We start from the raw sequence: 13,406 nt of genomic DNA on the forward strand, positions 1-13,406 counted from the left end.
GCTCTACACCCCTCATCCTGCGGGGGCCCGGGCCTGTTTTTTCACCCCCCCCCCCCCCGCCGCCCCCCCCCCCGCCCGGGGGGGGGGGGGGGGGGGCCCCCCCCCGGGGGGGGGGGGGCCCGCCGGAGGGCGACGGTGCTCAGGAGTGGCCGAGCTCCTCGGTGGGCGCGTCCGGCTCGACCGAGCCGGAGAGCCGGTCCGGGTGCAGCGGCAGCGGCTCGACCACCAGCTCGTCCAGGATCAGCTCGGCGGGCGCCGGCGGGGCCGGGATGACGGCCGCCTCGGAGTGCCCGCCGCAGCCGTAGGCGAAGGAGACGATCTGGCCGTCGGCCGGACCGAACTCGTTGCCGCAGACGCCGAAGGCCTGGCCGAGCGTGCCGCCGATCGGGATCAGGAAGCCGCAGCTGACGCAGGAGGCCGGGGCGGACTGCGCCATCGGCGTCTGCGGGCCGTGCGCCTTCTCCCAGCGGTCGGCGGCCAGGTGCATGCCCAGCCGGGAGAGCACCCGGCTGCGGCCCATGCCCAGCTCGTCGGCGACGGCGCTGATCTGGGCACGACCCGGCGCCGGCTGGACGTCCAGGTCGGAGACCAGCACGTCCTCCTGCGCGGCCTGGGCCACCGCGGAGTTCGGCGCGGGCTCGTCCTCGCCGGTCCAGCCCGGCTCCAGGCGCAGGTCGTCGGCGTCGGTGGGGAGCAGGTCCCCGGGGCCCATGTCGCCCGGGCGCAGCCGCTCGCTCCACGGCACCCACTGCGGGGCGAGGATCGCGTCGGCGCCGGGCAGCAGCACGACCTCGTCCAGCGTCACGTTCTTGGCGCGCGGGGCGCGGGCCACCGTCACGGCCCAGTGCCAGCCCCGGTAGGCCGCGTCCAGGCACTCGAAGGTGTGGGTGACGACCCGGTCGGCCTCGGCCTGGACACCCAGGTGGGCCCCGACGGTCTCGGCGCCGACGGCGTCCTCGGCGGCCTGGCGGGCGAGTTCGACGGCCTCGGCACAGAGCCGATCAGGGGTACGGCTTCGCATCGCAGCACTCACGGCGTCGATTCTCTCCCAGTTCTTCTGTCGCCCACGGCGAGTTGCCTGTTCCGTCGCGGCTCGGTTTCCCTCGTCCATTCTGCGCGACCGCGGGCCGCCGCGGATACCGGCCGCGCCGCTCGTCTGGTCCGCCGGCGCCGGTCGGGCCCTCGGGCAGACCTTGGGCAGGCTACCCGCCGGTCGGCCGCCCGGCACAGTCCGGGGCGTCCGGAGTGGCTCTGGGACGTCCGGAACAGGAACGCGGGGCGTCGGCAGCGCGGCGCGGAGCGGAATCCCGCGTTGTCGTCCCGAATGTGGGGCAGGATGGGCTTGTGGCGGACGAGAACCCGTCGCAGCACGCAGTGCGCGCCTCGCAGACCGACGGTCCGGACGAGGCGAACGCGCTGCCGCGACAGCAGCCTCCGGTCCACTCCGCGAACGAACCGCGGTCGGTGGACCCCTCGTCACTGCCCGCCGCCGAGCCCTCCGAACCATCCGAACCGGCCGAACCACTCGAACCGGCCGTGCCGCTCGGCTCCACCGCACCGCTCGTCGAGGAGGACGCCGGGGAGGAGGCCGGGGAGGAGAACGAGCCGCCCCGGCACTTCCTGGTCCGCACCGCCTCCGCCGCCGGCTCCCGCACCGGCAAGGTGGTGCACGGCACCGGCCGCCGGATCCGCCGGGCCACCGCCGCCGAGGGCGCCGGCGAGTCGGGCCTGGCCAAGCTCATCGAACTGCACGCGCTGAACGCCTTCGGCGACATGCTGATCACCGTGGCGCTCGCCTCGACCATCTTCTTCTCGGTGCCCACCGGCGAGGCCCGCGGCCGGGTGGCGCTCTACCTGCTGGTCACGATGGCGCCGTTCGCCCTGCTCGCCCCGGTGATCGGCCCGCTGCTGGACCGTCTGCCGCACGGCCGCCGGGCCGCGGTGGCGACGTCGATGCTGGCCCGCGCGGTGCTCGCCTGGACGATGGCCGGCGTGGTGGCCGGCGGCGGGCTGGCGCTCTACCCGGAGGCGCTCGGCGTGCTGGTCGCCTCCAAGGCGTACGGGGTGGTGCGCAGCGTGGTGGTGCCCCGGCTGCTGCCCAGCCGGCTCTCCCTGGTGAAGGCGAACTCCCGGGTCACCCTGGCCGGGCTGCTGGCCACCATGGTCGCGGCCGGCGTCGGCGGACTGCTGCACCTCATCGGTCCCGGCTGGCCGCTGCGCGGTGCCTTCCTGGTCTTCGTGGCGGGCACCCTGATGGCCTTCCACCTGCCGCACGCGGTGGACTCCGCCAAGGGCGAGCAGCGCGCCGTGCTGCACGCCGAGGAGCACCCGACGGGCCACTACGGCGTGCCGCCCGGCGACGAGGACGGGACGGCGCCCGCCGCGCAGCGGCCCAAGGCCTCGCTGCGCACCGTCGGCCCTTCGGTGATCCTGGCGCTGCGCGCGATGGCGGCGATGCGCTGGCTGGTCGGCTTCCTGGTGCTGTTCCTGGCGTTCCTGCTCCGCGACGAGCCGGTCGGCGGCCTGCGGCCGACCCTCGCGCTCGGCCTGGTGGCACTGGCCGCCGGCACGGGCAACGCGCTCGGCTCGGTGCTCGGCTCCTGGCTGCGGCCCCGCGGCCCGGAGCTGACGGTCACCGCGATGCTGCTGCTGGCCTGCTGCGCCACGGCCGCCGCCGCGCTCTGGTACGGCACGGTGACGGTGGTGGCGGTCGCCGGGACGGCCGGGCTGGCGGCCTCGCTCGGCAAGCTGTCGCTGGACGCGCTGATCCAGCGGGACGTCCCCGAGTCGGTGCGGACCTCCGCCTTCGCCCGCTCGGAGACGGCGCTCCAGCTGTCCTGGGTGGCGGGCGGCGCGGTCGGCATCCTGCTGCCGCTGAACGGCACGCTGGGCCTGTCGGTGGCCGCCGCGGTGGTCGGCGCGGTGCTGCTCTGGACGCTGCGCTCGCTCCTGCGGGTCGGGCTGCGCACCCGCCCGGCCGCGCCCCGGGTGGCCTGAGTCCTGCGCTCCGGAGGCAACACGTTGCCGACCCCCGCGTAGCGTGATCGCGAAAGCCCGGTAGCCTCTGACGCATGAGCCTCAGCACCCGCGCAGTCGCCGGCCTCGGCGCCGTCGTCGTCATCGCCGCCGGCACGGTCGGCGGGTCCATCGCGTACGCGTCGAACCAGCACGAGATCAGCGACCACCGCGCCACCCTGCTGGTGGGCAACTCGTCGCAGGCGCACGACCCGTTCTGCTTCAACGGCGGCCAGCCGCTGACCGACCAGCAGCAGGAGGAGTGCCAGGACAGGGCCGGCAAGGCCCTGGAAGCCGGCACCATCCCCTCGTCCGACGTGGTCGTCAGCGACCGGATCGGCATCGGTGTCAGCCCGGACGTGGCGGACCGCGGCTGGTGGGCCAACACCAACGGCGGCCAGCAGGGCCAGGGCGGCCGGTTCATCCTGGCCTCGGCGGCGCGCAACGCCACCTTCTCGGGCGCCGTCCCGGCCGGCAAGGCGCTGAACGCCTCCGGCAAGACCCTGATCACCGTGGTCGAGACCGACCCGAAGGCGCCCGAGTCGATCTACGCCGTGTGGTACTTCCAGCTGAACACCCAGGACAGCTGACGGTCGTCCGGTGACGGCACGACTTCCCGACGAGCAGTCGGACCCCGCGCGGGCCCGGCTGCTCGTCGTCGTCGCGGTGCCGGCCGAGGCCGACGCCGTGCTGCGCGGCCTGGGCGCCGCCGCCGGGGCCCCTGCGGAGCGGGTGGCGCTGCCGGGCGGGGTGCTGGACCGGGTTGCGCACTCCTCGGGTGTGACGGTGGACGTGCTGGCCGGCGGGGTCGGCCCGGGCGCCGCTGCGGCCGCCGCCGCCACCGCGCTCACCGCCGCCCGCTACGACCTGGTCCTCTCGGCCGGGATCGCCGGCGGTTTCGCCCCCCGGGCGCCGATCGGCACGACCGTGGTCGCCACCGGCATCGTCGCCGCCGACCTGGGCGCCGAGACCCCCGAGGGCTTCGCCGACGTGACCGAGCTGGGCTTCGGGACCGTCCGGCACACCCCGCCGCCGGCCGCCGTGGCGCTGGCCGTCGAGACCCTGGCCGCCGAGGCCTCGGGCGCGGTCGCCGGGACGGTGCTGACCGTCTCGACGGTGACCGGCAGCGCGGCGCGCGCCGCCGCCCTGACCGCCCGCCACCCGGACGCGGTGGCCGAGGCGATGGAGGGCTTCGGCGTCGCCGAGGCCGCCGCCCGGCACGGCGTACCGTCGTTCGAGCTGCGGACCGTCTCCAACGCCGTGGGCCCGCGCGACCGGTCCGCCTGGCGGATCGGCGAGGCGCTGGCCGCGCTGGAGCGCGCGTTCGCCGTCCTGCCCCACCCCGCGCTAGTGAAGGAGGCCGGCCGTGGCTGAACGGCTGAGCATCGCGTACTCGCCCTGCCCGAACGACACCTTCGTCTTCCACGCCTGGTCGCACGGTCTGGTCCCGGGCGCGGAGGCCCCCGAGGTCACCTTCGCCGACATCGACGTCACCAACGGCCTGGCCGAGCGCGGCGAGCTGGACGTCCTCAAGGTCAGCTACGCCGCCCTGCCCTGGGTGCTGGACGAGTACACCCTGCTGCCCTGCGGCGGCGCGCTCGGACGCGGCTGCGGCCCGCTGGTGCTGACCCGCCCGGAGAGCGGCGACGACCTGAGCGGCAGGACGGTGGCCGTCCCCTCCGAGCGGTCCACCGCCTACCTGCTGTTCCGGCTCTGGGCGGCCCGGGCGGTGCCCGGCGGCCTGGGCGAGGTCGTGGTGCTGCCGTTCCACGAGATCATGCCCGCCGTCCGGGACGGCCGGGTGGACGCCGGCCTGGTCATCCACGAGGCCCGCTTCACCTACCAGGAGTACGGCCTGCGCTGCCTCGCCGACATGGGCGAGGCCTGGGAGCGGGAGACCGGCCTGCCGATCCCGCTGGGCGCGATCATCGCCCGGCGCTCGCTGGGCGCGGAGCGGCTGCGGGCGCTCACCGAGGCGATCCGCGGCTCCGTCCGGCAGGCCTGGGACGACCCGGAGGCCAGCCGCGGGTACGTGCTGGAGCACGCCCAGGAGATGGACCCGGACGTCGCGGCCCGGCACATCGCGCTGTACGTCAACGAGTTCACCGCGGACCTCGGCGAGGAGGGGCACGCGGCCGTGCGCGCGCTGCTCACCCGGGCCGCCGCGGAGGGACTGGTACCGCCGCTCGGCCCGGGTGCGCTGGACTTCTGAGCCCCGCCGCGAAGGCCCCTACACGTCGAACTGGTCGGCCACCCCGCGCAGCAGCACGGCGAGCTTCTGTCCGGCCGGCTTGGCCGGGTAGCGGCCGTGCTGCAGGCCCGGCAGTACGGCGTCCATCATCGTGATGAGGTCCTGGACGAGCGCCGCCATGTCGTCCGGGCTCTTGCGCTGGGCGGCGGCCACCGACGGCAGCGCGTCCAGCAGCTGGACCTGCATCGCCTGGTCGCCGCGGTGCCCCGCGACCACGCCGAACTCGACCCGCTGGCCCGGCTTCAGCGACGTGATCCCGGCGGGCAGCGCCTTGGTGTGGACGAAGACGTCGCCGCCGTCGTCGCGCGACAGGAAGCCGAAGCCCTTCGTCTCGTTGAACCACTTGACCTGGCCGGTGGGCATCTCGAACAGTCCTCGATGTGGGTGTGAGGGATCCCGGCCCTGGCCGGGGATCACTGGGTGGTGGAAGAGCGGGCCGGCCCGGGGGGACACGCCGCAGGGGCGCGCACGGTCAGCACGCTGTAAGGAGCAGACTAACGGTCCGTCACTGTCTCATCCGCGTTCCGCACAAGATCCGTCCGGAACTCCGGCGGCCACGGGCGGCCCGGAACCGGCACGGCCGGGGCGCGGCTCGGCGCTGTCCACAGGCTCGCACCCCCGGTCGGAGAGAACGGGGCGCACTGATCGCGCCCCTCGGCACAGCCTGCATACCCCCGCCCAGCAGGGATCAAAACTCCCAGCGCCCGGAAAACTGCGCAACGTGACGGGACCGCCCGCCCTCGTGGCGGCCGCGCGGGAACGGCCGCCGGCGGCCTCTGCGAGACTGGGACGGCAGCCGAACCCGCCGTCCCGGCCACAGAGGAGCAGACCCCGTGAGCAGCCAGAGCACCGACCGCGGCGAGGCCTGCGTCAAGGCCGGGACGATCGTCTTCGGGCTCGGCGCGCTCGCCACGCTCGTCACCTTCGTCCCGCTGTTCCTGCACCTGACACCGCTGCCCACGGCCGCCTACTGGCTGAGCATGCTGATGCCGCTGGGCTTCCTGCTCGCCCTCACCGGTCTGCTGCTCTCCGCGCGCTCCCAGCGCCGCCGGGCCCGCGCGAACGCCTAGTCAGGGCCTGGCCGCGGCCAGGTGCCCGGCCAGCCAGGCCGGGAAGGCGGTGAGGTCGGGCAGCACCGCGTCCGCGCCCGCCGCCCGCAGTTCCTCGACGCCGTACGGGCCGGTGGCCACCGCCACCGCGAGGGCGTCCGCGTGCCGGGCGCCCCGGATGTCGCCGAGGTGGTCGCCGACGTAGACGGTGGCACCGTGCTCGCGCAGCGCCTCGCCCTTGGTCTCCGCCCAGCGGTCGCCGGCCACCGCGTCCGCCCGCAGGCCCGCGTGCTCCAGGTGGAGCCGGGCGTTCGGCTCGTACTTGCCGGTGACCACCGTGACCCGGCCGCCGTGCGCGCGGACCGCGTCCAGGGCGGCGTGCGCGCCGGGCAGCGCGACCGTCGGCGCGAACGCGTGGTCCCGGTACAGCGTGCGGTAGCGGTCCGCGACCTCCTCCAGCCGCTCCTCCGGGAACCAGTTGCGCAGTTCGTGGAGGAGCGGCGGCCCGAGCCGGGTGACCGCCAGGTCGGCGTCGATGGCGGTCCCGGTCTCGGCCGACAGCGCCAGGTAGGTGGCGCGGATGCCGGGCCGGGTGTCCAGCAGCGTCATGTCGAGGTCGAAGCCGACGGTGAGCGGGGCGTCCGAGGTCACAGGCATGCCGCCAGGCTATCCAACGGCCGGGCCGGACCGAAGGAACGATTTGCCCCGGCTTCGACGGGGAACTTAGGTTTGCCTCAGCTATCTGCGAGAGAGAGCCATGACCGACACCACCGCGCCCGGCAGAGCCCGCCTGCTGCGCCGCCGCATCCTGTGGCTCGCCGCCGCGCTGGCCGTGCTGGCCGCCGCGGTGCTGCTGAGCCTGGCGGTCGGCAGCCGGAACATCCCGTTCGGCGACACCGTCGACGCCCTGCTGCACGGCGGGGACACCACCAACGCCGTCGTGATCCGCGAGCTGCGGGTGCCGCGCACCGTCGTCGGCCTCGCGGTCGGCGCGGCGCTCGGCCTGGCCGGCACCGTCATGCAGGGCATCACCCGCAACCCGATCGCCGACCCCGGCATCCTCGGCGTCAGCCAGGGCGCGGCGGCCGGCGTGGTGCTGGCGATCTCCGCGTTCGGGATCTCCACGCTCACCGGGTACGTCTGGTTCGGCTTCGCCGGCGCGGTGATCGCCACCGTGGTGGTGTACGGGCTGGCCGGCCGCGGCCGGGGCGGGGCGACGCCGGTCAAGCTGGCGCTGGCCGGCTCGGCGGTGTCCGCGTTCATCGCCTCGCTCAACACCCTGGTGCTCACCACCGACGCGGCCGCGATGGACCAGTTCCGGTTCTGGCACGTCGGCTCGCTCTCCGGCCGCACCGCGGACGTCGCCTGGCAGCTGCTGCCGTTCCTGGCCGTCGGCACGGTGCTGGTGTTCGCGGTGGCGCGCGGACTGGACGCGCTGGCGCTCGGCGACGACACCGCCAAGGGGCTCGGCGCGAAGACCGGGCTGGTGCGGGCCGTCGGCGCGCTCGGCGCCACCGTGCTGACCGGCTCGGCGGTCGCCGCGGCCGGGCCGGTCGCCTTCGTCGGCCTGGCCGTGCCGCACGCCGCCCGCGCGGTGGCCGGCGCCGACCACCGCTGGGTGCTCACGCTCTCCGCCGTGCTCGGCCCGGCGCTGCTGCTGCTCGCCGACACGCTCGGCCGGGTGCTGTTCCCGCCCTCCGAGGTGCCCGCCGGGGTGATGACCGCGCTGGTCGGTGTGCCGGTGCTGGTCGCGCTGGTCCGGCGGCGGAAGGTGGTGGCGGCGTGACGGCCCCGACGGTTCCGCTGCGCGGCTACACCGTGGTGCGCGCCCGGGGCGCCTCCTTCCTGCTGCACCGGCGCTCGGCGTACGCGGCGCTCGGCCTGCTGGTGGCGCTGGCCGCCACCGTCGTCGCCTCGCTCTGCCTGGGCGAGTCCACGGTGGCGCCCGGCGAGGTGCTGAAGGTGGTGTTCGGGCAGCCGAGCCCGCACGAGCTGGTGGTGGGCGAGTTCCGGCTGCCCCGGGTGGTGGTCGGCCTGCTGGTGGGCACCGCGCTCGGGCTGGCCGGCGCGCTGATCCAGACCGTCGCCCGCAATCCGCTGGCCAGCCCGGACGTGGTCGGCGTCTCCTGGGGCGCCACCGCCACCGTGGTCGGCCTGCTGGCGTACGGCGTGGTCGGCTCCACCGGCCAGGTGCCGTACGCCGCCGTCGCGGGAGGGCTCGCGGCGGGCGTGCTGGTCTACCTGCTGGCCTGGCGGCGCGGACTGCACGCCCAGCGCTTCGTCCTGATCGGCATCGGCATCTCCGTCGCGCTCTCCTCGCTGACCTCGGTGTTCCTCACCAAGGGCGACGGCTTCCAGGCGCAGGCCGCCAAGGTGTGGATGACCGGCAGCCTGAACGGCTCCGGCTACGACCAGGCCGGCTGGCTCGCCTGGGTGCTGCTGGCCGCCGTCCCGGTGGCGCTGTGGGCGGCGCGGGCGCAGCGCTCGATCTCCTTCGACGACGCCACCGCCGTCGGCCTCGGGCTGCGGCTGAACCGGATCCGGCTGGGCATGGCACTGCTCGGCGTGGTGCTCGCCTCCTGCGCGGCCGGGGCGGCCGGGCCGGTGGACTTCGTCGCGCTGATGGCCCCGCAGATCGCCGTGCGGCTGGCCCGCTCGGCGCAGATCCCGCTGTTCTGCTCGGCGCTCACCGGGGCACTGGTGGTCGTGCTGGCCGACCTGCTGGCCCGTCGGCTGCTGGCGCCCACCGAGCTGCCGGTCGGCGTGGTGACCGGGCTGGTCGGCGCGCCGTACCTGATGTGGCTGCTGATCCGCTCCCGCCGTGGAGGTTCCTGAGTCGTGGAGGTCCCGATGCCCGCCGACGCCGAGTCCGTCGATGCCGTCCACACCGAGTCCGCCGGGGCCGCCGGGCGGGCGTCCGCCCACCGCCTGGAAGCCCGGGAGCTGACCCTCGCCTACGAGGCGCGGACCGTCGCCGAGAAGCTCTCGCTGCGGATCCCGGACGGGAAGGTCACGGTGATCGTCGGGCCGAACGCCTGCGGCAAGTCCACCCTGCTGCGTGCGCTGGGCCGGCTGCTGAAGCCGGTTCGCGGCGCGGTGCTGCTGGACGGCGAGGAACTGGCGCGCGTCCCCACCAAGCAGATCGCCCGGCGGATCGGGCTGCTGCCGCAGTCGCCGAGCGCCCCCGAGGGCATCGCGGTGGCCGACCTGGTGGCGCGCGGCCGCCAGCCGCACCAGAGCTGGTGGCAGCAGTGGTCGGCGCAGGACGAGGAGGCGGTCGCGGAGGCGCTGGAGCGCACCTCGACGGCCGAGCTGGCCGAGCGCGGGGTGGACGAGCTGTCCGGCGGGCAACGGCAGCGGGTGTGGATCGCCATGGCGCTCGCCCAGGGCACCGACATCCTGCTGCTCGACGAGCCGACCACCTTCCTGGACATCGCGCACCAGGTGGAGGTGCTGGACCTGGTGCGCCGGCTGAACGTGGAGCGCGGGCGGACGATCGTCGCGGTGCTGCACGACCTCAACCAGGCCGCCCGGTACGCGGACCACCTGGTGGCGATGCGGGAGGGCCGGATCGTCGCGCAGGGCCCGCCGGCCGAGGTGGTGACGGCGGAGCTGGTGCGCGAGGTGTTCGGGCTGGAGTCGGTGGTGGTGCCGGATCCGGTGACCGGGACGCCGCTGGTGGTGCCGGGCGCGCCGTGGACGGCCGGGGCGCAGGCACAACGGGCCGCGGCGGACGCGTAGCGGGCCGGGGCGGACACGTAGCGATGTTTTACGCACCGATTACGCACCAATTCGGACATAATCGACGCGCCGTGCCCGCCCGCCCCCGTCGTCCGAGGTGCCGATGTCCCCGCTCACCCGCCGCACCCTGCTGACCGCGCTCGGCGGGCTCGGCGGCACCGCGCTCACCGGCTGCACCACGCACCGCACCGCGCCCTCGCCGCCCGGGCTCACGGCCGGCGAGACCCCCTCCCCCACCCCGCTGCCGGACGTCACCGTGGCCACCGCCACCGGACCGGTCACCGTGCCCGGCGCGCCGATGCGGGTGGTCACCCTGGACACCGCCGAACTGGACTCCGCGCTCACCCTCGGCATCACCCCGGTCGGCGCGGCCCGGCCCGCGGCGGACCGGGGCTTCCCCGACTACTGGCCCGCCTCCCGGCTCGCCCGGACCGCCTACGTCGGCCCGGCCGGCTCCCCGGACCTCGCCGCGGTCCGCGCCCTGCGGCCCGACCTCATCCTGTCCAACCAGGCCCGCGACGGCGACCGGTACGACGAGCTGCGGGCGATCGCCCCGACCGTGCTCACCCAGACCACCGGCGCGCCCTGGAAGGCCAACGTCCAGACCCACGCCCAGGCGCTGAGCCGCCAGGCCGCGGCGACGGCCTTCGCGACCTCGTACCAGCGGCACGTCAACCAAGTGGTGACCGCGCTGGCGGACGCCAAGGCGGGCGGCCGGAAGGTCAGCCTGCTCCGCTTCGTCGAGGGCGGCGGGATCCGGCTCTTCGGCAAGCAGAACTTCCCGGGGTCCGTGCTCACCGACGCCGGCCTCGGCCGCCCGGACGCCCAGAACACCGACCAGTCCGACATCGAGCTCCCGCCCGACCAGCTCGCCAGGGCCGACGGCGACCTGCTCCTCTACGCCGACTACGGCGACCCGGACCGCAACGGCCTCAACGCCACCCTGGCGAGCCCCGCCTGGCAGTCCCTGGAGGCTGTCAGGGCGCACCGCGCCTTCCCCGTCGACGACCAGCTGTGGTTCCAGGGGATCGGCTACACCGGCGCCAACTACGTCCTCCAGCAGCTCCAGCGCTTCCTCGGCGCCTGACCGGGGCTCAGGCGCGCGGGAGGTCCGTCGCCAGGATCAGGCGCTGGACGTCGAGCACCAGGGCGAGCCGGTAGCGGCCGGTGGCGGCGAGGGCGTCGTAGAAGCGGCGGGCCGCGGCCTCCTGGCGGACCAGGTCGCCGTCGACGTCCTTCACGTCGAGGTAGGAGTCGTAGCGCTCGAAGGGGATGCCCTTGTCCTCCTCGAACTCGTGGGAGAACGCCAGCCAGACCTTCGTGCGGTCGAACCCCGCGTACCGGTCGTCGAACTCGTTCCCGCTCGGGAGCAGGGGCACGCCGCAGGCGGCCTCGACGTCCGCGACCAGCTGATCGTGGGAGACGCCTTCGGCGCGCTCGACGAAGACCTCGTGGTGCGTGCTCATGGCGGGTCAGTCCTCCTGGTCGGCGACGGCGTTGAGGGAGGTGATGAGCGAGGAGAGGCCGGAGTTCCAGTTCTGGTACGTCGGACCGTCGATGGCGTGCTTCTTGGCGAGGTCGCGGACGGTCCGCTGGGCGCCCTTCAAGCGGGCGGCGGCGTCGTCGGGCCGGCCCTCGTTGAGACGGGCGGTGGCCTCGTCGAGGGTGCGCAGCAGGTCGATCTGACGAGCGCGCTCCTTCTCCACCTGGGTCTGCGCGATGCTCTGCCGCAGGGCGTTGATCTGGACCAGCGGCGCCGGGTCGTGCGGGGCCGGGGTGGTGGCGGGCGCCGTCGGGGTCGGCCGGGCCGACGGGGTGGTGGCGGTCGGGGTGGGCGTCGGGGTCGGGGTCGCGGCGGGAGTGGACGGCGGGGCGGCGGGGGCGCTCGCGGTGGGACGGGCGGACGGCGCGGCGGCGGGGGTGGCCGGGTCGTCGAAGGCGGTGAGCGCGAGCACCGCGGCGCCGGCGACACCGGCCAGGCCGAGGGCGCCGAGCACGATCGGCTTGCGGCGGCTCTCCCGCTCGGGCTCCGCCATCGGCGCCGGGGCCGCCGGGATCGGCGCCATCACCGAGGTGGGGGCCGGCGGCGCCGGCTGGGGCGGCAGCAGGGTGGTGTGCTGCTGGTCCGGCCCGGGAACGGCGAGGTGGGCGGGCGGCAGCGGGGCGGCGGCGAGCAGTTCGGTGGTCGGGTCGGCGGGCACCGACCCCGGGGCGCAGGCCAGCAGCTCGGCCCGCGCCGCGAGGGCGTCCGCCGGACGGCCGGCCGGGTGCTTGGCGAGCAGCCGCAGCACCGCCGCGTCCAGCGCGGGCGGCAGGCCGGGACGCCGAGCCGAGGGCGGCAGCGGCTGCTCGCCGACGTGCTTGTAGGCGATCGCCACCGGCGTCTCGGCGGCGAACGGCGGCGCGCCGGTGAGCATTTCGGTCAGCACGCAGCCGACCGCGTAGAGGTCGGTGCGGCCGTCCAGCGGACTCGCGGTGGCCTGCTCGGGCGACAGGTAGGCGGCCGTGCCGAGCACCGAGGCGGTCTGGGTGAGGTTGTGCGAGGAGCCCGCCCGGGCGATGCCGAAGTCGACGACCTTCACCCCGCCGTCGTCGGTGATCATGATGTTGCCGGGCTTGATGTCCCGGTGCACCAGGCCCGCCGCGTGCGCGTGGGCCAGCCCCTCGCAGACCGCGGCCGCGATCCCGACCGCCTGCTCGACCGGCAGGACCGGCCGCTGGGCCAGCAGCGCGGCCAGTGAGCGGCCGTGCACCAGCTCCATCACGATGTACGGCGAGCCCTGGTCGACCCCGGAGTCGAAGACCATGACGATCCTCGGGTGGACCAGCATCGCGGCGTGCTGCGCCTCGCGGCCGAACCGCTCGGCGAACCGCGGGTCGTCGGCGAGGCCCCCGTTGAGGACCTTGACGGCCACCTGACGGCCCAGCACGTGGTCCACTCCGCGCCAGACCGTGGCCATGCCGCCGACACCGAGTATCTCGACGAGTTCGTAGCGCCCGTTCAGCGCGCGTCCGATCACCTGGAACCGCTCCCCTCAGAGGCCCGCCCGGGGTCCCGGACCGCCTCGTGCACCTGTGCACGATAGCCCCCCTACGACGACCGGCCCCGGGCGGCGGCGGCCTGCCCGGGAGGGTGGGCGGCCGGGGAACCGGGCAGCGGATCCCCGACCGCCGGCTCATGGGTCGTACGGGACGACGGTCACGGTCGGTGCGGGTCGGACTGGTCGAGCGGGTGCCGGCCCGCCCTGACTGCGGGCGGGCGGGCCGGCGGGTTCCGGTCCGGCCGGGCCGGCGGGCGCGTTCCGGGGTGCGCCTGCCGTCCCGGCCGGGGCCGGCCGGGTGGACGGCCG

The 13,406-nt window shown here is 75.5% G+C and carries 14 protein-coding genes; 9 read left to right on the forward strand and 5 right to left on the reverse strand.

Annotated elements, in window-relative coordinates:
- Positions 1 to 139: 139 nt before the first annotated feature.
- On the reverse strand, positions 140 to 1,021 hold the full coding sequence (locus tag ACFVUH_RS29275; protein WP_355360892.1) for a DUF3027 domain-containing protein: 882 nt from the start codon (positions 1,019 to 1,021) through the stop codon (positions 140 to 142).
- 599 nt (positions 1,022 to 1,620) lie between these two features.
- On the opposite strand from ACFVUH_RS29275, the gene ACFVUH_RS29280 reads away from it, so the two are divergent.
- The 4 genes from ACFVUH_RS29280 (at position 1,621) to ACFVUH_RS29295 (ending at position 5,227) form a co-directional block, all read left to right on the forward strand.
- A complete protein-coding gene (locus tag ACFVUH_RS29280; protein WP_387916378.1) occupies positions 1,621 to 2,997 on the forward strand; it encodes an MFS transporter in 1,377 nt (458 codons plus the stop codon).
- Between the two features lie 74 nt (positions 2,998 to 3,071).
- Complete coding sequence (locus ACFVUH_RS29285) at positions 3,072 to 3,605, forward strand: hypothetical protein (RefSeq protein WP_387916310.1); 534 nt, start codon at positions 3,072 to 3,074, stop codon at positions 3,603 to 3,605.
- 10 nt (positions 3,606 to 3,615) lie between these two features.
- Positions 3,616 to 4,389 (forward strand): futalosine hydrolase, encoded by a 774-nt coding sequence (locus tag ACFVUH_RS29290; protein ID WP_355359981.1) that lies wholly within the window; start codon positions 3,616 to 3,618, stop codon positions 4,387 to 4,389.
- A complete protein-coding gene (locus ACFVUH_RS29295; RefSeq protein ID WP_387916311.1) occupies positions 4,382 to 5,227 on the forward strand; it encodes a 1,4-dihydroxy-6-naphthoate synthase in 846 nt (281 codons plus the stop codon). Before ACFVUH_RS29290 ends, ACFVUH_RS29295 begins: the two co-directional genes overlap by 8 nt.
- 18 nt (positions 5,228 to 5,245) lie before the next feature.
- On the opposite strand, the gene ACFVUH_RS29300 is transcribed toward ACFVUH_RS29295, so the two are convergent.
- The gene (locus ACFVUH_RS29300; RefSeq protein WP_350541364.1) at positions 5,246 to 5,629 is read right to left on the reverse strand and encodes a cold-shock protein; all 384 of its coding nucleotides are present in this window, start codon (positions 5,627 to 5,629) and stop codon (positions 5,246 to 5,248) included.
- A 470-nt stretch (positions 5,630 to 6,099) separates the two neighbouring features.
- Between ACFVUH_RS29300 and ACFVUH_RS29305 the strand changes: the two genes are divergently transcribed.
- Complete coding sequence (locus tag ACFVUH_RS29305; protein ID WP_355359987.1) at positions 6,100 to 6,336, forward strand: hypothetical protein; 237 nt, start codon at positions 6,100 to 6,102, stop codon at positions 6,334 to 6,336.
- On the opposite strand, the gene ACFVUH_RS29310 is transcribed toward ACFVUH_RS29305, so the two are convergent.
- Positions 6,337 to 6,972 carry an HAD family hydrolase gene (locus tag ACFVUH_RS29310; protein ID WP_355359990.1) on the reverse strand — a complete coding sequence of 212 codons (636 nt, stop codon included), beginning with the start codon at positions 6,970 to 6,972 and terminating at the stop codon, positions 6,337 to 6,339.
- Between the two features lie 100 nt (positions 6,973 to 7,072).
- Here ACFVUH_RS29310 and ACFVUH_RS29315 point away from each other — a divergent pair, with 100 nt between their 5' ends.
- From ACFVUH_RS29315 to ACFVUH_RS29330, 4 genes are all read left to right on the forward strand, one after another.
- Complete coding sequence (locus ACFVUH_RS29315) at positions 7,073 to 8,101, forward strand: FecCD family ABC transporter permease (protein ID WP_387916312.1); 1,029 nt, start codon at positions 7,073 to 7,075, stop codon at positions 8,099 to 8,101.
- A complete protein-coding gene (locus ACFVUH_RS29320) occupies positions 8,098 to 9,150 on the forward strand; it encodes an iron ABC transporter permease (RefSeq protein WP_355359996.1) in 1,053 nt (350 codons plus the stop codon). The genes ACFVUH_RS29315 and ACFVUH_RS29320 overlap by 4 nt, the downstream gene beginning before the upstream one ends.
- 15 nt (positions 9,151 to 9,165) lie before the next feature.
- Positions 9,166 to 10,056 carry an ABC transporter ATP-binding protein gene (locus ACFVUH_RS29325; protein WP_387916313.1) on the forward strand — a complete coding sequence of 297 codons (891 nt, stop codon included), beginning with the start codon at positions 9,166 to 9,168 and terminating at the stop codon, positions 10,054 to 10,056.
- A 103-nt stretch (positions 10,057 to 10,159) separates the two neighbouring features.
- On the forward strand, positions 10,160 to 11,143 hold the full coding sequence (locus ACFVUH_RS29330; protein WP_355360002.1) for an iron-siderophore ABC transporter substrate-binding protein: 984 nt from the start codon (positions 10,160 to 10,162) through the stop codon (positions 11,141 to 11,143).
- A 7-nt stretch (positions 11,144 to 11,150) separates the two neighbouring features.
- Here the strand turns inward: ACFVUH_RS29330 and ACFVUH_RS29335 are convergent, their stop codons facing one another.
- Both ACFVUH_RS29335 and ACFVUH_RS29340 read right to left on the reverse strand, forming a co-directional pair.
- Positions 11,151 to 11,522 carry a hypothetical protein gene (locus ACFVUH_RS29335; protein WP_387916316.1) on the reverse strand — a complete coding sequence of 124 codons (372 nt, stop codon included), beginning with the start codon at positions 11,520 to 11,522 and terminating at the stop codon, positions 11,151 to 11,153.
- A gap of 6 nt (positions 11,523 to 11,528) precedes the next feature.
- Positions 11,529 to 13,076 carry a protein kinase gene (locus ACFVUH_RS29340; protein WP_387916318.1) on the reverse strand — a complete coding sequence of 516 codons (1,548 nt, stop codon included), beginning with the start codon at positions 13,074 to 13,076 and terminating at the stop codon, positions 11,529 to 11,531.
- Positions 13,077 to 13,406: the final 330 nt, after the last annotated feature.

The sequence above is a fragment of the Kitasatospora sp. NPDC058032 genome (genome assembly GCF_042885845.1).
Lineage (GTDB): Bacteria > Actinomycetota > Actinomycetes > Streptomycetales > Streptomycetaceae > Kitasatospora.

Bases quoted from the DNA above. Each gene is read 5' to 3' on its own strand.
- ACFVUH_RS29325 (WP_387916313.1), top strand. From the start codon at position 9,166: ATGCCCGCCGACGCCGAGTCCGTCGATGCCGTCCACACCGAGTCCGCC.
- ACFVUH_RS29335 (WP_387916316.1), bottom strand. From the start codon at position 11,522: ATGAGCACGCACCACGAGGTCTTCGTCGAGCGCGCCGAAGGCGTCTCC.
- ACFVUH_RS29300 (WP_350541364.1), bottom strand. From the start codon at position 5,629: ATGCCCACCGGCCAGGTCAAGTGGTTCAACGAGACGAAGGGCTTCGGC.
- ACFVUH_RS29275 (WP_355360892.1), bottom strand. From the start codon at position 1,021: ATGCGAAGCCGTACCCCTGATCGGCTCTGTGCCGAGGCCGTCGAACTC.
- ACFVUH_RS29285 (WP_387916310.1), top strand. From the start codon at position 3,072: ATGAGCCTCAGCACCCGCGCAGTCGCCGGCCTCGGCGCCGTCGTCGTC.
- ACFVUH_RS29310 (WP_355359990.1), bottom strand. From the start codon at position 6,972: ATGCCTGTGACCTCGGACGCCCCGCTCACCGTCGGCTTCGACCTCGAC.
- ACFVUH_RS29330 (WP_355360002.1), top strand. From the start codon at position 10,160: ATGTCCCCGCTCACCCGCCGCACCCTGCTGACCGCGCTCGGCGGGCTC.
- ACFVUH_RS29315 (WP_387916312.1), top strand. From the start codon at position 7,073: ATGACCGACACCACCGCGCCCGGCAGAGCCCGCCTGCTGCGCCGCCGC.